This window comes from Streptomyces daliensis (assembly GCF_054782395.1).
On the sequence record NZ_BAAGSO010000094.1, the window covers coordinates 97,794 to 117,281 of the forward strand.

Genomic DNA, 19,488 nt, shown 5'->3' on the forward strand with positions numbered 1-19,488 from the left:
CCTCGTCTCCCGGCCGGTCCGGTTTCCCCCTGTCCACAGCACAGCACGCCGGTGGACACCGCCAAGCCGTCTCCGGCCGACCGGCCAACCGATCAGCCGACCGGCCGGAGTGACCCGGGCCGTGGCACGAGGCGCGACAGCGGCCGTTCACCGGTCGAGCCGTCGCGGGGTTCCGGGCCGGCACGCCTTCCGCTCCTGACCCACGGCACCCGCATGACACCCGTCCCCAGAGTCCCTGGGCCCCGCTCCATCGAATGGCCAGGGCACCTCCCCGAAAGGCAGGACTCGACCATGACGGACTTATGCTCTGCCTGCTCCCCCGGAGCACTCTCCGCCGGAGCCACTTCCCGCGACGCCGTTCCCGCAGGCGACGGGGAGAAGATCGCCATCATCGGGATCGGCTGCCGGCTGCCGGGCGGTGCCTGCGACCACCGGTCGTTCTGGCGGAACCTGGTCGACGGCAAGGACTGCATCACGCCGACCCCGCCCAGCCGGTACGACGTGGCGACCCTGGGCAGCAGGCACAAGGCCAAGCCGGGCCGGCTGGTCGGTGGCCGCGGCGGCTACATCGAGGGCTTCGACGAATTCGATCCGTCCTTCTTCGGCATCAGCGGCCGAGAGGCCGACCACATGGACCCGCAGCAGCGGAAACTGCTCGAAGTGTCCTGGGAGGCGCTGGAGGACGGTGGGCAGATACCCGCCGAGCTGGCGGGCCGCGAGGTCGGCGTCTACATCGGTGCGTTCACCCTGGACTACAAGATCGTCCAGTTCTCCGACCTCTCCTTCGAGAGCCTCGCCGCGCACACCGCCACCGGCACGATGATGACGATGGTGTCGAACCGCCTCTCGCACTGCTTCGACTTCCGTGGCCCCAGCGTCTCCCTGGACACCGCCTGTAGTTCCTCCCTCGTCGCCGTCCACTTCGCCACCCAGAGCCTGCTCCGCGGTGAGACCGAACTCGCGCTGGCCGGCGGCACGCTGCTGCACATCGCGCCGCAGTACACCATCGCCGAGACCAAGGGGGGTTTCCTCTCCCCGCAGGGCCGCTCACGCACCTTCGACGCCGCGGCCGACGGCTACGTACGGGCCGAGGGTGTCGCCGTGGTCGTGCTCAAACGGCTCTCCGACGCGCTGCGCGACGGCGACCCGGTCCACGCCGTCGTCATCGGCAGCGGCGTCAACCAGGACGGCCGCACCAACGGCATCACCGTGCCCAACCCGGAAGCCCAGGTGTCCCTGATCGAGCGGGTCTGCACGGAGGCCGGCATCGCCCCCGGCAGCCTCCAGTACGTCGAGGCACACGGCACGTCCACTCCGGTCGGCGACCCGGTCGAAGCCAACGCACTGGCCAAGGCGCTGGCGATCGGCCGCCGTCCCGGGGACAAGTGCTACGTCGGCTCGGTCAAGACCAACATCGGGCACACCGAGTCGGCCTCCGGGCTGGCCGGGCTCATCAAGACCGCCCTGGCGCTCAAGCACCGCGTCATCCCGCCGCACATCAACCTGGAGCGCCTCAACCCGGCGATCGACCCCGCCACCCTGCCCTACGACATCCCCGCCGAGCCCACCCGCTGGCCGGCGCACGAGGGGCCCGCGCGGGCCGGGGTCAACTCCTTCGGCTTCGGAGGTACGAACGCCCACGTCCTCCTGGAAGCCGCTCCCGAGGTGCCTACCGAGGTGCGCTCCGCGGTCCTCGCCGAAGTCCCCACCGGGACGGCGGGCGAGTCGGCGGACGGGCCGGTGACCGGGCAGCCCGCCGGTTGCACCATCCTGCCGCTCACCGCCCGCGATCCCGCCGCGCTGCCCGAGCTGGCGGCAGGCATCCAGGCCGAACTGGCCGGAGTACACGACGGCACCCCCGTCAGCCTGTCCGACCTCGGCCACACTCTGGCCCACCGCCGTCAGCACCACGACGCCCGGCTCTCGGTGGTCTACGACTCCCGCGCGTCGCTGGACGAGGCCCTTTCCGCCTATCTGCGCGGCGAGCCGCACCCCCGTGTCCTCACCGGCCACCGCCGCGAACCGCGGCACCGCGCCCTGGCCTGGGTCTTCACCGGCATGGGCCCGCAGTGGTGGGCGATGGGCCGCCGGCTCTTCGCCACGGAACCGGTCTACCGCGAGGCCGTCGAGCGCTGCGCCGGACATCTCACCGAACTCACCGACTGGTCGCTGCTGGACGAACTGGCCGCCGACGAGGCGCACTCCCGGATGGCCGAGACCTGGCTCGCCCAGCCCGCCAACTTCGCCCTCCAGGTCGGGCTGGCGGCTCTCTGGCGAAGCCGCGGCGTCCGCCCGGATGCCATCGTCGGCCACAGTACCGGCGAGGTCGCCGCCTTCTACGAGGCAGGCGTCTACGACCTGGCCGACGCGCTCAAGGTGGTGCTGCACCGCAGCCGCCTCCAGCAGAAGCTGGCAGGCAGCGGCGGCATGCTCGCCGTCGCCCTCCCCGAGGAAGAGGCCCGCCGCAGGATTCGCCCGTACGGGGACGCGGTCTCCGTCGCCGCGGTCAACAGTGCCGCTTCCCTCACCCTGGCCGGGGACGAGAAGGCGCTGGCCGAGCTCGCCTCCTCGCTCACCGGCGCGCGGGTCTTCGCCCGCCCGCTGAGCGTCGATGTGCCGTACCACAGCGCCCAGATGGACCTGATCAAGGACGAGCTGCTGGAGTCGCTCGCTGACCTCGCTCCCCGCCCGGCCCGGGTACCGCTCTACCTCACCGGCCACGAAGGCACCGCACACGGCACCGAGCTGGACGCGGAGTACTGGTGGCAGAACGTCCGCAACACCGTCCGCTTCCGGCAGGCGGTGGAGCGGCTGGCCGACGACGGGTACGGCCTCTTCCTGGAGATCGGCCCGCACCCGGTACTGGGCCGCTCGGTCCAGGAAGTGGTGGCGGAGCGCCTGGGCGACACCGAGCGTCCCGAGGTGCTCACCTTGCCGTCGATCCGCCGTCAGGAGGACGAGCAGGTCACCTTCACCGCCTCACTGGCAGCGCTCCACGGTCTCGGTACCGAGGTCGACTGGTCGGTCCTCCAGCCCGCCGGACGGCCCGTCCCCCTGCCCCGCTACCCGTTCAAGCGTGACCGGCACTGGGCCGAGCCCCGGCCGGTCGCACAGATCCGGCAGGGCCGGACCGACCACCCGCTGCTCGGCCGCAGGCTGGTCAGCGCCGAACCCGCCTGGGAGGCGCGGCTGGACGCCGAGGCGCTGCCGTATCTGGACGACCACCGCATCCAGGGGCAGGTCCTCTTCCCTGCCGCTGGATATCTGGAGATGGCGGTCCAGGCGGTCCGCTCGCTGACGGGCGGCACCGACGCCACTCTCACCGACATCGAACTGCGCAAGGCGCTCTACCTGCCCGACCAGGAGAGCCGCAGGGTCCACCTCACCCTCTCCGCCGAGCACGGCGGCTTCACCGTCTCCACCCTCACCGGCGAGGGTGCCGAACGCACCGTCCACACCTCCGGTACGGTCCGTCCCGGCCAGCGCCGCCGCCCGGGACGCCCGCTGGACGTCGCGACGATCCGCGGCCGGGCCGCCCGTCATCTGTCGGGGCCCGAGTGCTACGCCGGGCTGGCGGCCCTCGGATACCACTACGGCCCGGCGTTCCAGGGCATCGACGAGGTGTGGATCGGCCCCGGCGAGGCGCTGGCCAGGGTGCGGCCGGCGTCGGCGGTCACCGGGCAGGGCGCGGACCACCAGGTCCACCCGGTGGTGATGGACGCCTTCTTCCAGACGCTGCTGACGCCGCGACTGCTCGGCCCCGCCGACCCGGCGACGCACGGCATCAGGCTGCCGCTGAGCATCGCGGAGGTCCGGCTGGAGGCGACCGGCGACCGGCCGCTCTGGGCACACGCCACGGTCACCCACGACGGCGGGACGGAGCTGGTGGGTGACATCGCCGTCCACGACGAGCACGGTGTGCCGCTCGGCGGGATCACCGGTTTCCGGGCCGCCGACATCGAGCGGGCCGCCACCACCGTCGGCCTCAGCACCATCGACGGCTGGCTCACCGAACCCGCCTGGAGCGAGCTGCCGGAGGCGCCAGGACCCAGCGCTCCACCGGCCGAGCACCCCGACCGGTGGCTGCTGTTCGCCGACGGCCAGGGCGTCGCCGACGCGCTGGCGGCCCGGATCACCGCGCGCGGCGGAAGCTGCCACCTGGTCCGGCCCGGCACCGGCTACCGGACCGTCACCGAGGGCCGTGAGTCCGTCGTCGACCCCGGCTCCACCACCGACCTGGAGCGCCTGCTCACGGACCGGCGAACAGCGGGAGCCCCCGATCCGGCCGCCGTCGTCCACCTCTGGAACCTCGACCGGCCCGCGCTGGACACGGCCGACCGCGCCGCGGTGACCGGCCACACAGGCACCGGTGCCTACAGCCTGGTCGCGCTCGCCGCGCTGCTGCCCGTCGAACTGCCCGGCAGCAGGCTGCACATCGTCACCCGCGCTGCACAGGCCACCGCCTCCGGCGAGCCCGTCGAACCGCTCGGCGCCCCCGCCTGGGGCATCGGCCGGGTGCTCCGCCACCAGGAACTGCCCGGACACCCCGGGAAGCTGGTGGACCTCGGCCCCGCCACGGCGCCCGCCGACGAGGAGGCGGAGGCGTTGCTGCGCGAGTTCACGCTCGCCGACGAGGACGAGATCGCCCTGCGCGCGGGACGGCGGCTGGCCATGCGTCTCCGCCCAGCGCAGGGCCTGAGCCGCCCGCTGCCCCCCAGCCTCCGTCCGGACGGGGCCTACCTGGTGACCGGCGCGTTCGGCGCGCTCGGGCGTGTGCTCTGCCGCACTCTGGTCCGGCGCGGCGCCCGTCGGCTGATCCTGGCCGGGCGCAGCCCCATGCCCCCGCGGGAGGAGTGGCGCGACCTCGCCCCGGAGAGCCCCGCGGGGCGGAGGGCCGCCTACCTGCGCGAACTGGAGGCGCTCGGCGCGGAGCCGATCCTGGCGACACTGGACGTCACCGACGAGTCCGCGCTCGCCGACTGGCTGGCCGAGTACCGGAAGCTCGGCCGGCCGCCGGTCCGCGGCGTCTTCCACCTGGCCGGACAGGTACGCGACACCCTCGTGCCCGAGCTGGACCGGGAAGTGTTCGACACCGTCTGCGCACCCAAGCTGCTCGGCGCACTCGCCCTGCACCGGCACCTGGCCGCCGAACCGCTCGACCACTTCGTGCTCTTCGCCTCGATCGCCTCGCTGCTCACCACGGCGGGCCAGACCAACTACGCCGCCGGGAACGCCTTCCTGGACGCGCTGGCCCATCACCGGCGGGCCCTCGGCCTGCCCGCGCTCAGCCTGGACTGGGGTCCCTGGGCGACCGGGATGATCGAGGAACTCGGTCTGATCGACCACTACCGGAACAACCGCGGCATGTCCTCCCTCGCACCCGGGACGGGCATGGCCGTACTGGAGCGGGTGCTCGGCCAGGACCGCGCCCAACTGCTGGTCGCCACCGTGGCCGACTGGCCGGTGTTCCTCTCCTGGTACCCGGCTCCGCCGCCGCTGGTCTCCGAGCTGGCCGCCGCCGCACGGGAACAGGCCCCGGCCGCCGCCGGGCAGAGCAGCATGCTGGAAGCCCTGCGGGCGGCCGGCCAGGAAGAGCGGCTGACGCTGCTCACCGAGCGGTTCACCGCACTGGCCGCGACCGTGCTCCGGGTACCCCGCGAACAGCTCGTTCCGGCCACCGGGCTCGGCGACCTCGGACTGGACTCGCTGCTCGCGATGGAACTGCGTGCCCGCCTGAACACCGAACTGGGCACCACGCTTCCGGTGGTGTCACTGCTGAGCAACACCTCGGTGGGCGATCTGGCCGACCAGCTCCACACCGTGCTGGCCGAGCTGCTCGACGAGGACGGCACCGGATCCGGCGCGGCCGAGGTCGAGCGGTACGAGGACGCGTCGGTGTATCCGCTGACGCACAATCAGAAGGCGCTGTGGTTCCTCAAGCAGCTCAACCCGGACGGCTTCGCCTACAACATCGGCGGCGCGGTCGAGGTACGGGTGGAGCTGAACCCCGAGCTGATGGCCGACGCCTTCCGGGCGATGGTCGAACGGCACCCCAGTCTGCGGGCGAACTTCATGTTCGACGGCGATCAGGTCGTCCAGCGGATCTCCGCCGACGCGGAGCCGGACTTCGAGGTCTTCGACGTCGCGCATCTGGGCTGGGACGAGATCCGCACGATGCTCGTGCGGGAGTACCGCAGGCCGTACGACCTGGAGCGCGATCCGCTGGTGCGGTTCCGGCTGTTCCGGCGCGGGCCCGCGCGCTGGGTGCTCATGAAGGGCGTCCACCACATCATCTCGGACGCGATCTCCACCTTCACCTTCATCGAGGAACTGCTCGCCGTCTACGAGGGACTGTGCCAGGGCCGGGCGCCGGAGCTTCCCCCGGTCACCGCGCGCTACGTGGACTTCCTCAACCGGCAGAACGAGTTCCTGGCCGGCCGTGAGGCGCAGAAGGCCCTGGAGTACTGGCGTACGCATCTTCCGGCCGAGATACCGGCCCTCAGCCTCCCCACCGACAAACCGCGCCCGGCCGTCCAGACCCACAACGGTGCCTCGGAGTTCTTCGCGCTCGACGAGGAGACCAGCGCCCGGGTGCGTGCGCTGGCCCGCGAGCACAACGTCACCGTCTTCGTGGTCCTGCTCAGCGCCTACTACCTGCTGCTGCACGCATACTCCGGACAGGACGACATCATCGTCGGCAGTCCGGTGACGGGCCGCACCGACGAGGAGTTCGCCGGAGTCTACGGCTACTTCGTCAACCCGCTGCCGCTGCACGTCTCGCTGGCGGGCGAGCCGACCGTGACGGAGCTGCTGGACCGGGTGCGGACCACCGTGCTGGGCGGCCTGGACAACCAGGAGTACCCCTTCGTGCTGCTGGTGGAGCAGCTCGGCCTGCACCACGACCCCAGCCGCTCCGCCGTCTTCCAGGCCATGTTCATCCTGCTCCATCACAAGGTGGCCACCGAGAAGTACGGCTACCACCTCGACTACATCGAACTTCCCGAGGAGGAGGGGCAGTTCGACCTCACCCTGTCCGCCTACGAGGACGAGAAGGAGCAGCGCTTCCACTGCGTCCTCAAATACAACACCGACCTCTTCCTCCCCGGGACCGTGTCCCGGCTGGCAGCCCACTACGTCCGCCTGCTGGCGGCGCTGACGGAGACCGGCCCCGGGCAGCCGGCCACCGGGCTGGAGCTGCTCGGCCCCGAGGAGCGTGCCCTGGTGCTCCAGCAGTGGAGCGGCGCCGGGCGGCGGGTGGTGCCCGACGGTCCGGTGCACGAGCTGATCCTGCGTGCCGCGGAGGCCCGCCCCGACGCGACCGCGGTCGTCGCACCGGGTGAGTCGGGCGAGTCGGGCCCGGCGGAGCGGCTCAGCTACGGCGAGCTGGCCGAGCGCTCCGGGCGGGCCGCCGCCCGGCTCAGCGCGCTGGGGGCCGGGCCCGGCTCGGTGGTGGCCGTCTGCCTGGAGAAGTCTCCGGCCCTCATCGTCACCCTGCTGGCGGTCCTCCGTACCGGCGGCGCTTACCTGCCGCTCGATCCCACCCACCCGACGGGCCGCCTGGCGTCGATGGTCGAGCACTCCGGTGCCGCACTGCTGGTCGCCGACGACGCCGAACGGCTCGGCCGGTTGCCCGCACGGCTGGTCACCACCACCGAACTGGACGTTCCCGCAACCGAGTTCACCGGCCCGCGGGTCGGCCCCGACGACCCGGCCTACGTCATCCACACCTCGGGCTCCACCGGCCGCCCCAAGGCCGTGCGCGTCGGTCACGGCAACCTCGCCTCGGCCTACGAGGCATGGCGGACCGAGTACCGGCTGGACACCGGTGCCCGGGTGCATCTCCAGATGGCCGGCCTCGCGTTCGACGTCTTCACCGGGGATCTGGTCCGCGCCCTGTGCTCGGGCGGGACGCTGGTGCTGGTGGGCCGCGAGCTGCTGTTCCACACCGCCCGGCTCTACGAGGTGATGCTCACCGAACGGGTCGACGCCGCCGAGTTCGTCCCGGCCGTGGCGCGGACGGTCGTCGGACACTGCGAGCGGGCGGGTGTCCGGCTGGAGTTCATGCGGCTGCTGGTGGTCGGCTCGGACGCGTGGAAGGTCGAGGAGCACGAGCGGCTGCGTGCCCTCTGCGGTCCGGAGACCAGGCTGGTCAACTCCTACGGCGTCACCGAGGCCACCATCGACAGCGCCTACTTCGAGGGCCCGACGGACGGTCTGGAGCCCGGCCGGATGGTCCCGGTCGGACGGCCGTTCCCCAACAGCGTCTGTTACATCCTGGACCGGCACGGCCGGGTGGTGCCGCCCGGAGTGACCGGGGAGCTGTGGATCGGCGGTTCCGGAGTGGCGCTCGGCTACGTCGGAGCCGAGGAGCGGACCGCGGCCCGCTTCGCCACCCTGCCACTCGGCGACACCGGCGGCACCGGCGGCGGCGAACCGGTCCGGGCCTACCGCACCGGCGATCTCGCCCGGTGGGACGCCAGGGGAAGGATCCATCTGGTGGGCAGGGCCGACTCGCAGATCAAGGTGCGCGGCCACCGGATCGAGCTGGGCGAGATCGAGACCCGGCTCGCCGAACACCCCGGTATCGACCAGGCCGTGGTGATCGTGCGGACGGACGGCGGCGGCGAGAACGTGCTCTGTGCCTACTGTGTTCCGGCCCCCGGCCGGACGTGGGAACGCCGCGGGCTCCGCCTGCACCTGGCCGGTCATCTGCCGACCTTCATGATCCCGGCGCACTTCACCGAGGTGGACTCGCTGCCGCTCACGGCCAACGGCAAGGTGGACGCCGACGCGCTGCCCGCGCCCCGGGCCGACGACGATGAGCCCGCCGATCCGCCCGTCACCTTCTACGAGACCCGGATGGCCGAGCACTGGCGGACTCTGCTGGGCGTCGAGGAGCCGGGGCTCCAGCACGACTTCTTCGAGTGCGGCGGCAGCTCGATCAAGCTCATCGAACTGATCCACGCCCTACAGGGCGAGTTCCACGTCACCATCCCGGTCAGCGGGCTGTTCAAGGCCACCACCCTGCACGGGATGGCGCGCACGGTCGAGCACATCGCCACAGGGCGGGCCGAAGGGGACCAGCCCTACCTCTGCTTCCACCAGGAGCGGCGGCAGAGCCTCTTCTGCTTCCCGCCGGCCGGCGGTCACGGCCTGGTCTACCGCGAGTTCGCGGCCCATCTGACGGAGTACCGGACGGTCGCCTTCAACTACGTCATGGGCGACGACAAGGTCTCCCGGTACGCCGAACTGACGGAGTCCCTCCAGCCCGAAGGCCCATGTGCTCTGCTGGGCTACTCGCTCGGCGGCAACCTCGCCTTCGAAGTGGCCAAGGAACTGGAGCGGCGCGGCCGGACGGTGTCCCATGTGGTGATCGTCGACTCGTTCCGGATCCCGGAGCCGTTCCCCCTCACCGACGAGCACGTCCGGGCCTTCGAAGACGAGCTGGCCGGGCACCTGAAGCGGCACACGGGCTCGGAGACCGTCGCCGAGGAGACGCGGGACCAGGCGCGTGACTACCTGCGGTTCGCCAGCCGTACTCCCAACCACGGGACGGTCGCCGCCGCGCTGAGCGTGTTGTCCGAGGACGGCAAGACGGCCCTGTACGAGTCCGGGCAGCACGGCACCTGGCACGGGAGTTCGGTCACCGGGACGACGGTGGTCAAGGGCTTCGGCACCCACGCCGAGATGCTCGACCGCGAATACGCCGCCCGCAACGCCGGTCTCGCCCGGTCCGTCCTCACCGCCGTCGCCGCCCCCGTCTCCTGAGACCGGCACAGCCCTGCGCGAGCAACGACAAATCCAAGGTCGAAAGGCCCGAGACATGACGCGATCCAGGCACGAAGAACACCGTCGGGGCGGCGGCAGCCGCCGCGAGACGATGATCATCATCGGCGGCGGCCTCAGCGGTCTCTCCACCGGCTGCTACGCCCGGATGAACGGCTACCAGACGCAGGTCTTCGAGATGCACGAGATCCCGGGCGGATCCTGCACGAGCTGGGACCGCAGCGACTTCACCTTCGACTGGTGCGTGAGCTGGCTGCTCGGCAACGGACCGGGCAACGAGATGTACCAGATCTGGCTGGAGCTGGGCGCGCTCCAGGGCAAGGAGATGCGGCACTTCGACGCGTTCAACATCGTCCGCGGGCAGGACGGCCGGGCGGTGTACTTCTACTCGGAGCCGGACCGGCTGGAGGCCCATCTGCTGGACCTGTCCCCGGCCGACGCCGCCCCTGTCCGGGAGTTCTGCCAGGGCATCCGGACCTTCCGCAAGGCGCTGGCGGTCTACCCGTTCCTCAAACCGGTCGGGCTGATGAGCCGGACGGAGCGCTGGCGGATGCTGGCCTCGTTCATCCCCTACTTCAACACCGTCCGGAAGTCGCTCTCCGTGCTGATGACCGACTACGCGCGGCGGTTCCGTGACCCGCTCCTGCGCGAGGCGTTCAACTTCATCCTCTACGAGAAGCACCCGGCCTTCCCCGTGCTGCCGTTCTACTTCCAGCTCGCCGCGCACGCCAACCAGTCCGCCGGGGTGCCCGAGGGCGGCTCGCTCGGCCTGGTCCGCTCGGTCGAGGAGCGGTACCGCAAGTGCGGAGGCGAGATCACCTACAACGCCAAGGTCGAGGAGATCCTGGTCGAGCGGGACCGGGCGGTGGGCGTACGGCTGAGCGACGGCCGGGAGTTCCGCGCCGACATCGTGGTCTCCGCCGCCGACGGCCGCACCACGGTGATGGAGCTGCTCAAGGGCCGGTACCTCAACGACACCTACCGGCGGCTCTACACCTCGCTGATCGACGAGCCCGGCCAGCTCATGCCCGGGTACGTGTCCCTGTTCCTGGGGCTGCGCAAGCCGTTTCCCGAGGGCGATCCGTGCACCACGTACCTGCTGCCTGAGCGGGCGACGAGCGGGCTCCTCGGAATGCGCTGCCCGTCCATGAACGTCCAGTTCCGCACCCGCCACTACCCCGAGCTGGCGCCCAGAGAGTCGACCGTCGTGTACGTCACCTACTTCTCCGACATCGCCCCCTGGCGGGCGCTGCGCGAGGGTCCTGAGCAGTCCCCGCGGGTGCGGCGCGGCGAGGAACTGCACACGCTGCCGGTCAAGCACGGCCGGGAGTACACGGCCGCCAAGCGGCGGGTCCGCAACGGCGTCGTCTCCTTCCTGGACGAGCGGTTCCCCGGCCTCTCGGACGCGGTGGCCGTCGCCGACGTCTCCACCCCGCTCACCCAGGTCCGCTACACCGGCGTCCACAACGGGGCCTTCCCCGGGTGGAACCCGTTCGTGGAGGGTGCCGAGACCCTGGAGAAGGAGATCAAGAAGAACGGTCCGGTGCTGCCCGGGCTCTCGGACTTCTACCTCTCCGGTGTCTGGGCAACCATCGGCGGTCTGATCCGGGCGGCCGCCGCAGGCCGCCACGTCATGCAGTTCATCTGCCGGGACGACGGGCTGGAGTTCACCGCCGAGACCGACGACAGCGCACCACCGCCGACGCAGCGGATCATCCCCGTCGGCCCGCCACCGCGGCACTCCCGGCAGGCAGGCGAGTCCGGTCCCGCTGCCGCGCCGGCCCCCGGCCCCGCCCTGTCCGGCTCCGCGCTCACCGATCCCGCGACATGACGACAGGAGAGCTGACATGAAGATCGACAAATGGGTGGTCCGAGAGCACCTCGGCGGCGTGCCCGACGTCGACCGGATCTACCGGAAGGTGACCGAGGAGACCGACGTCGAACTCGGTCCGGACGAGATGCTCTTCCGGACCCGGTACGTCTCGGTGGACCCGTACCAGAACGGTCTGGCGCTGGAGACGCCCGTCGGACATCACATGGGCGGTGACTCGATCCTGGAGGTGCTCGAGGCGGGTCCTGATGCCGCGTTCCGGGTGGGGGACCTGGTGCAGGGCTTCGGCGGCTGGCGCAGCCACGTCGTCCACGACGGCCGCGAGGAGGTGTGGAAACACGGCAGCTTCCCGATGGTCTTCCCGGCCTACCGCCGTCTCGCCCCGGCACTCCACGACGAGACACTGCCGCTGTCCACGGCGCTCGGCATCATGGGCGCGCCCGGCCTGACGGCCTGGGGCACGCTCAAGTACTTCATGACCATCCGGCCGGACGACACCGTGCTGATCAGCGGCGCCTCCGGAACTGTCGGCACGCTGGCGGGCCAGCTCGCCAAGCGCGCGGGCGCCCGCCGGGTGGTCGGTACCACCGCGTCGCCGGACAAGGCCGCGTATCTGAGGGAGCTGGGCTTCGACGACGTCGTGCTGTACGACCAGGCGGACGACGCCGAGAAGGTCCGCGAGGCGCTGCTGCTCGCCGTTCCGAACGGGGTCGACCGCTACTTCGACAACCTCGGCGGCTCGATCACCGACGCGGTGTTCACCATGCTCAATGTGGACAGTCAGGTCGCGGTCTGCTGGCAGTGGGCGACGACGGTGAACGGCGAACTGACCGGGCCGCGCCTGCTGCCGTACATCATGTTCCCGCGCACCACGATCCGCGGCATCTTCGCCCAGGAGTGGTTCACCGAGCCGGTGCTGGCCGAGATGCACAGGGAACTGGGCGGGCTGGTCCGGCGCGGCGAGCTGCACTACGACCAGACCGTGCGCAAGGGCTTCGACGAGATCCCGGCGGCCTACCAGAGCCTGTACGTGCACCGGGAGGCCAACCGGGGCAAGGTGCTGGTCGAGGTCTGACCCCGCCGGTCGAGGTCCGGCCCCACGCGGCGGGAGCGGCCACGGTGGCCGCTCCCGTCTGGCGAGTGCGGGTCAACCAGCCTCGGCCGCACGGAATTTGACGGGCCGTCAGTCACGTCACTGGTTCGCTTCTGAGGGCGGCGGTTCGCGGCGCGGGACGATCAGCGGTGCTCCTGAGCGCGGGTGCGCGAGGACCTCCACCGGCTGCCGGTACACCTCGCTCAGCAGCGGCTCGGTGAACACCTGCGCGGGCGGCCCCAGCGCCGCGATCCGGCTCGCTCGCAGGAGTGCCACGCGGTCCGCGTAGGCCGCGGCCAGGCCCAGGTCGTGCAGGACCACGACCACGGCGGCGCCTGCCGCGGCCTCGCGGCGGCACACCCGCAGCACCAGTTCCTGGTGGCGCAGGTCGAGCGCGGCGGTGGGCTCGTCGAGCAGCAGCAGCGCGGTGCGCTGTGCCAGCACCCGGGCCAGCGCCACGCGGGCCCGCTCGCCTCCGCTGAGGGTGGGGAACGGCCGGTGCGCGAGCGCGGTCACCTCCGCCGCCTCCATCGCCGCGCCCACCGCCGCCTCGTCCTCGTCCTCACGCGCGGTGCCGGCCCAGGGGGCGCGCCCCATGCGGACGACCTCCGACACGGGGAAGGGGAAGGAGAGTTCGGCGGACTGGGGAAGCACCGCGCGCCGCATCGCCAGTCGCGGCGCGCTCCAGTCGGCGGCCGGGCGTCCCGCGAGGGTGACCGTGCCGGTGTCGGCCGCCAGGTCTCCCGCGAGGGCGGCCAGCAGCGTCGACTTTCCGGCGCCGTTGGGGCCCACCAGGGCCAGCACCTCCCCTGCGCCGACGGCGAGGCCGACGTCGTGCAGCACCGTCCGTCCGCCGCGCAGCACCCCGAGGTGCTCGGTGCGGGCCAGCACCTCACCGGGTGCGGGCGGTTCGGGCGGCTCGCGGTGTCCACGCGAGGAGAGCACGCGGGCACGTATGCGGGACGTCGTCGCCTTCGTATCCCGCGCACCTGCTACCTCGCGTCCTCTTCCGTGACGGCGCGCGGCGAGCAGGCCGCGCAGACGGCGGGCGAGCAGCCGCGGCACACCGGGTGCGGGAGGCGGGAGGGGCGGAAGGGGCGGGGAGTCCGAGGGGCCGGTGTGCCCGGGTGACGGTCGGGGTGCGCTCATGCCCAGCCTCCCTGTCCGCGACGGGTCCTGCGCAGCAGCCAGAAGAAGAACGGGCTGCCCAGCAGCGCGGTGAGCACACCGAGCGGAAGTTCCGCCGGAGCGGCGACGGTACGGGCCGCGAGGTCGGCGCCGAGGAGCACCACGGCGCCGCCCAGGGCGCTTCCGGGCAGCAGGAAGCGGTGCCCAGGACCCGCGGCCATGCGCAGCAGGTGCGGCACCACCAGGCCGACGAAGGTGATGATTCCCGCGACCGCCACGGCAGCCGCGGTCAGCAGCGCCACCGCCACCACCAGGACGATCCGCAGCCGTTCGACGTCCACGCCCAGGTGCCGCGCCGAGCGCTCCCCCAGGGCCAGCAGGTCCAGCCGTCGCGCGTAGTACGGCGCCACGGCCAGGCCCACGGCCGCGCAGGGGAGCACGGCGAGCACCTTGGGCCAGGTCGCCTGGGCCAGGGAACCCAGTTGCCAGAACGTGATCTGGGTGACCTGCGCGTTGTCGGCGAAGAAGATCAGCAGACCGATCAGGGCGCCCGCGAAGGCGTTCACGGCGATCCCGGTGAGGATGAGGGTGACCACCTCGGTGCGTCCGCCGGAGCGGGAGAGCGCGTAGACGAGGAGGACCGTCACCAGACCGGCCACGAAGGCGGCGACGGTCACCGTCCAGGTGCCGAGGAAGGTGAGCCCCAGGGCGATCGAGGCGACGGCGCCCACGGCCGCGCCCGAGGAGATCCCGATGACGCCTGGCTCGGCCAGGGGGTTGCCGAACACGCCCTGCATCAGCGCGCCCGCGGTGCCCAGGGAGGCGCCGACGAGCAGGGCCAGTGCGACCCTCGGCAGGCGTACGTCCCACAGCACGCTCTCGGCCACCCTGTCGAGCGGGTGGCCGCCCGCCCCGGCACGGTGCAGCAGCGACGCGGTGACGTCACCGAGCGGGATGCGGTAGGCGCCCAGGGCGGCAGAGAGCAACGCGAGGGCGAGGAGGGCGAGCACGAGGCCGGAGGTGAGGAGCGCCGCGCGGGAACGGCGGGGTGCGGGTACGGGTGCGGGTGCGGGTGCGCGCGGCGGTTCCGGTTCGGGGTGTGCGGCGTCCGGTTCGCCGTGGCGAGTGTCCCGCTCCCCGTGGTGCGGGCCCGGCCCCCCGTGGTGCGGGGCACCGGTGGTGTGCGGGTCCGGCTCGGTGGCGGCGCGGCTCACCGGTCGCCGTCCCGGTAGAGCTGGCGCACCAGAGAGGTGAGCACCTGGTCGGTGCGCGGGCCGTAGTTGAGGAGTACGCCGTCGTCGACGGTGACGACACGGCGCTGCTGCCCGGCGGGCGTCTGGGCGACGCCGGGCAGTTCGAGCAGGCCGTCCACGCCGCCGACCGACTCCAGCCCCTTCGTCATGACGAGGAACGCGTCCGGTGCCGCCTTCGCCAGCGCCTCGCTCGTGACGGGGGTGAAGTCCTTCGTCAGCCCCGATTCCGTGCCCGCGTCGAGGGCACCGGCCGCCTCCAGCAGCGACCCCGCGCCCGAGTCGCGCCCGCCGATCAGATGCACGGACGCCGATCCGCGCACGTACAGGAACGCCACGCGGGGCTTCTCGTGGTGTGCGGGGATCTTCTCACGCGCCGCGGCGATCCTCCGGTCGGTGCGCTTCGTGAGCGCCTTGCCCGCGTCGGGCACACCCAGTGCCGCCGCGACCCGTGTGATCCGGTCCGACACGTCCGTCAGGTCCTTGGCCGCTTCGAGGACGACGACGGGGACACCGGCGGAGCGGATCTGGTCGAGGGCCTGGGCCGGTCCTGTGGTGGAGTCGGCGAGGACGACATCCGGCCGGAGGGAGAGCACGCTCTCCGCCGAGACCTCGTGGCCGCGGGTGACCACGGGGAGTTTCGCGGCCTGTTCGAAGGTGGCCGTGATGTCGCGGCCGACCACGCGCGGTCCGAGGCCGAGGGTGAAGACGATTTCGCTGATGCTGCCGGTGAGGGGCACGACGCGTTCCGCCTGACGCACCGTCACCCGGCGGCCGTCGTCGCCCTCCACGATGGCGGGCAGGTGCGGTGCGGGGTCGCCGGACAGGGGTTCCACACGGTCGGCGGGCGCGGCGGAGGCGGTGGCCTTGCCCTTGGCCTCGCCCGCGGCGGGGCTCGTTCCCTCCTGCGCGCAGCCGGTGAGGGGAAGCAGCAGGGCCAGTGCCGCGGCAGCGGCCGCGCCCAGTCGTGGCATGCGCACCGAAGTCCACCGTCCTGTCGTCATGTTGGCAGTTCCCGACGACCATAGCTTAGGTTAGCCTTCCCTTACTCGGCGATCCTCCGGTGTGCCTGGGCCCGGCTTCAGGTGTGCCCGTGCCGGAGGTGTGCCCGTCCCCTCCGGCACGCGCCGTCCGTCCCCCGGGAGAAAGGCACATGATGCGCCCCTACAGACGCGCCGCCGTGGCGCTGACCACACTGGCGGTCCTGCTCGGAGCCCTGCTCCCGGCGTCCGCCGCGCACGCGGAGAGCCGTACCGTGCGGGGCGGCCGGCTCGACTGGGGCATCAAGTCCTCCTTCCAGAACTATGTGACGGGGCCCATAGCGCAGGGCCGTCACACGCCCACGGACGGCGCGTCGACGACCAGCGGCAACCGGTTCCGTTTCCACTCGGCGAGCGGCAGCTACGACCCGGAGACCGGCGCCTTCCGCGCGGCGTTCGAGGGCGGCGTCCACTTCACCGGGCACAAGGTGCCCGACGGCGGCAACGAACTCGACCTGCGCATCAGCCGCCCGACCGTCCGCGCCGAGGGCGGCTCCGGCACCCTGTACGCCGACCTGGTCAGCAAGGCCCGCGGCTCGGGGAAGGTGACACGCTCAGCGCAGGTGGCCTTCGCCCGGCTGAACCTGTCCGGTGTGGACATGCGCGGCGGCGGCAGCCCCGTGGCGCTGAACGACGTTCCGGCCACCCTGACGTCCGACGGCGCCAAGGCATTCGCGGGCTACTACTCGGACGGCACCGCGCTCGATCCCGTCAGCCTCTCCGTCGACGTCGTCGAGTCCGCCCCGAAGACCGGGGACGGGAACTCGTCCGGCAAGGACTCCGAGGACAAGGACAAGAAGGAGGACGGCAAAAAGGAGGAGAAGGACGGGAAGGACGCGCGCGGCGGCTTCGAGGACGCCGCCGTCGACTGGGGCGTACGGCGCACGTTCCGCGAATACGTCACGGGCCCCGTCGCCGAGGGACGCTGGAAGACGGCCGACGGGGCCCGGGACGGCGGCGCCGTCTTCCGCTTCCCCGAGGGCACCGGCACCTACGACGAGGACGGCGGAACGCTGACGGCCCGCTTCGCCGGGAGCGTCCGCTTCACGGGGCACGACCTGGACCTGAAGCTGAGCCGGATCACGGTGCGGGTGGCCGAGGGCAGCGGCACCCTCGCGGCCGACGTCACCCGTGAGGGCACCACCGACACGGAGGTCCCGCTCGTCACCTTCCCCGCCCGCGACCTCGAACCGGAGGACGGGCTCGCCACCGTCGACGAGGCCCCCGCGAAGCTCACCGCACGCGGTGCGAAGGCGTTCGCCTCCCTCTATCCGGCCGGTACCGCCATGGATCCGGTCACCCTGTCCGTCGCGGTGACCGGCGAGGCCCGGCTGCCCGCCCTGCCGGATCTGGGCAGCGACACCTCGCCGCGCGCCGAGGGTGCCGCCGACGACCGTCCCACGTCGGCCACCGAGGACACGGCCGCGCCGGTCACCGCCTATGTGGCCGCGGGCGCGGCTGTGCTCGCGGCCCTCGCGGCGGGCACCGTCTTCGTGCTGCGCCGCCGCGCCCGCGCCGCGCGGGCGGCCGACGAGCCCGGCACCGGCTGACCTCGACCGCGCACGCCCTGGCACACCCTGGCAGAGCCCGCCTCGGCCCGTCGCGGCGGACGGGGCACCCGCTCCAACGCGCTCCCCCGCCGCGAACACTCCCCGCACCACCCCGTTCCGCCACACACCCCGCCACACACCGCCACACCCCCGAGGCACCACCGAGGAGAGAACCGGCCATGTCCACACCCCGTCGCCCCCTGGCATTCGCCGCCGCCACCGCCACCGCCACCGCGGCCCTCGTCTGCGGCACCGCCTTCACCGCACTCCCCGCACACGCCGCCGAGGACGGCGCCGCCGCGTCGTCCTCGCAGATCGTGGACGGCTCCCTCACATGGGGCGTCAAGGAGTCCTTCCGCAGATATCTGACGAGCCCGATAGCCGACGGAAAGATCACCGTGTCCGACGGCGCCGAACAGGCCGCGGACAACGGCGTGTTCACCTTCGGCGACGCCAAGGGCACCTATGACTCCCCGACGCACGCCGCGTCCGCCGCGGTGAAGGGCTCCGTGCGCTTCGAGGGCCACCACGGCGCGCTCGACATCACCCTCAGCGACCTGAAGGTGGACACCACGGCCACCTCCGGCACCCTCACCGCCGACGTCGAGAGCAACAACAACGGCGAGCACTCCGCCGAGCAGGACGTGCCCCTGGCCGACCTCGCCCTCGACGGTGTCACGCCCGGCCAGGGCGAGGACGGCAGCACGGTGCTCGCGGACATACCCGCCACCCTCACGGCGGAGGGCGCCGAGGCGTTCGCCGGGTTCTACGAGGAGGGCGCCGAACTGGACCCGGCGACGCTGGCCATGACCACGGCGGCGGGCGAGGACCCCGGCCCCGCCGACCCGTCCGGCGGGACCACCTCCGGCGGCTCCGGCGGCTCTTCCAGCACGGGCAGCTCGACCGGCTCGGGCAGCGCGGGCAGCACCGGCGGTTCGTCCAGTGCCGGCGGCACCTCGGGCACCGGGGGCACGGAAGCGGACACTCCCTCGTCCGGGACCGCGGCCGAGGACGGTGCCCTGGTCGACGGCAACCTCGACTGGGGCGTCAAGGAGTCCTTCCGCTCCTACGTCACCGGGCCCATCGCCTCGGGCAGGATCGAACTGGCCGACGGCGCGGCCGAGTCCGGCTCCGTCTACCGCTTCTCCGGGGCCGACGGCTCCTTCGACTCGGCGGACCAGAAGCTGTCGGCCGGTTTCCAGGGCTCGGTGCGCTTCCTCGGGCACAAGGAGTCCGACGGTTCCTACGCCCTCGACCTCAAGCTCAGCGCCCTCGCGGTAACCGTCGCCGACGGCAAGGGCACCCTGGCGGCCGACGTACGCGCCAAGGACCGCACCACGCACGAGGTCTCCACCTACGACGGCCTGACGCTCGCCACCCTGGACCTGCCCGAGGGCGACCTCGCGGCGAAGGACGGCATCCTCACCCTCTCCAGGACACCGGCGAAGCTCACCGCCGACGGCGCCAAGGCGTTCGGCGGCTTCTACGAGGCCGGGGAAGCCCTCGACCCGGTCACCGTGAACGTCTCCCTCGACGAGGACGCCACCCTGCCCGGCGGCGACGACGGCGGCAGCACCGGCACCGCAGGTGCCTCGGACACCTCCGGCTCCTCGGGCAGCACCGCCGCGACCGTCGGCGGCTCCGGGGACTCCGCACTCGCCTCGACCGGCACCCCGCTTCCCGCCGCGGCCGTGCTCGCGGCGGCGGTCGTGGCCCTGCTGACCGGCACCGCCACCGTCGTCGTCTCCCGCCGCAGGACCACCACCGCACCCGCCCCCGCCCACTCCTGACCCCGCCCACGTGGGTGTTC

General features: G+C 72.4%; 8 protein-coding genes. 5 read left to right on the top strand and 3 right to left on the bottom strand.

The window, feature by feature from the left end; all coding sequences use genetic code 11:
• Nucleotides 1–291 precede the first annotated feature (291 nt).
• The 3 genes from ACYVOO_RS23030 to ACYVOO_RS23040 are packed head-to-tail and all read left to right on the top strand — an operon-like array spanning nt 292 to nt 12,692.
• Entirely contained in the window at nt 292–9,768 is a 9,477-nt protein-coding gene (locus tag ACYVOO_RS23030) for a non-ribosomal peptide synthetase/type I polyketide synthase (protein WP_461017579.1), read from the top strand.
• 55 nt (nt 9,769–9,823) lie between these two features.
• On the top strand, nt 9,824–11,617 hold the full coding sequence (locus ACYVOO_RS23035; protein WP_461017580.1) for a phytoene desaturase family protein: 1,794 nt from the start codon (nt 9,824–9,826) through the stop codon (nt 11,615–11,617).
• A 16-nt stretch (nt 11,618–11,633) separates the two neighbouring features.
• Nucleotides 11,634–12,692: an MDR family NADP-dependent oxidoreductase gene (locus tag ACYVOO_RS23040; RefSeq protein WP_461017581.1), complete on the top strand. Its 1,059-nt coding sequence runs from the start codon at nt 11,634–11,636 to the stop codon at nt 12,690–12,692.
• Nucleotides 12,693–12,809: 117 nt separating this feature from the next.
• Here the strand turns inward: ACYVOO_RS23040 and ACYVOO_RS23045 are convergent, their stop codons facing one another.
• The 3 genes from ACYVOO_RS23045 to ACYVOO_RS23055 are packed head-to-tail and all read right to left on the bottom strand — an operon-like array spanning nt 12,810 to nt 16,092.
• A complete protein-coding gene (locus ACYVOO_RS23045) occupies nt 12,810–13,859 on the bottom strand; it encodes a heme ABC transporter ATP-binding protein (RefSeq protein ID WP_461017582.1) in 1,050 nt (349 codons plus the stop codon).
• Entirely contained in the window at nt 13,856–15,052 is a 1,197-nt protein-coding gene (locus ACYVOO_RS23050) for a FecCD family ABC transporter permease (RefSeq protein WP_461017583.1), read from the bottom strand. Before ACYVOO_RS23050 ends, ACYVOO_RS23045 begins: the two co-directional genes overlap by 4 nt.
• A complete protein-coding gene (locus ACYVOO_RS23055) occupies nt 15,049–16,092 on the bottom strand; it encodes a heme/hemin ABC transporter substrate-binding protein (RefSeq protein WP_461017584.1) in 1,044 nt (347 codons plus the stop codon). Before ACYVOO_RS23055 ends, ACYVOO_RS23050 begins: the two co-directional genes overlap by 4 nt.
• 152 nt (nt 16,093–16,244) lie before the next feature.
• Between ACYVOO_RS23055 and ACYVOO_RS23060 the strand changes: the two genes are divergently transcribed.
• On the top strand, nt 16,245–17,678 hold the full coding sequence (locus ACYVOO_RS23060; protein WP_461018099.1) for an HtaA domain-containing protein: 1,434 nt from the start codon (nt 16,245–16,247) through the stop codon (nt 17,676–17,678).
• 179 nt (nt 17,679–17,857) lie between these two features.
• Nucleotides 17,858–19,468, top strand: coding sequence for an HtaA domain-containing protein (locus tag ACYVOO_RS23065; RefSeq protein ID WP_461017585.1), 1,611 nt, complete (start codon nt 17,858–17,860; stop codon nt 19,466–19,468).
• The last annotated feature ends 20 nt before the right edge of the window (nt 19,469–19,488 follow it).

Coding starts and splice junctions, on each gene's coding strand:
- ACYVOO_RS23030 (WP_461017579.1), top strand. CDS start 292: ATGACGGACTTATGCTCTGCCTGCTCCCCCGGAGCACTCTCCGCCGGA.
- ACYVOO_RS23035 (WP_461017580.1), top strand. CDS start 9,824: ATGACGCGATCCAGGCACGAAGAACACCGTCGGGGCGGCGGCAGCCGC.
- ACYVOO_RS23040 (WP_461017581.1), top strand. CDS start 11,634: ATGAAGATCGACAAATGGGTGGTCCGAGAGCACCTCGGCGGCGTGCCC.
- ACYVOO_RS23045 (WP_461017582.1), bottom strand. CDS start 13,859: ATGAGCGCACCCCGACCGTCACCCGGGCACACCGGCCCCTCGGACTCC.
- ACYVOO_RS23055 (WP_461017584.1), bottom strand. CDS start 16,092: ATGACGACAGGACGGTGGACTTCGGTGCGCATGCCACGACTGGGCGCG.
- ACYVOO_RS23060 (WP_461018099.1), top strand. CDS start 16,245: ATGCGCCCCTACAGACGCGCCGCCGTGGCGCTGACCACACTGGCGGTC.
- ACYVOO_RS23065 (WP_461017585.1), top strand. CDS start 17,858: ATGTCCACACCCCGTCGCCCCCTGGCATTCGCCGCCGCCACCGCCACC.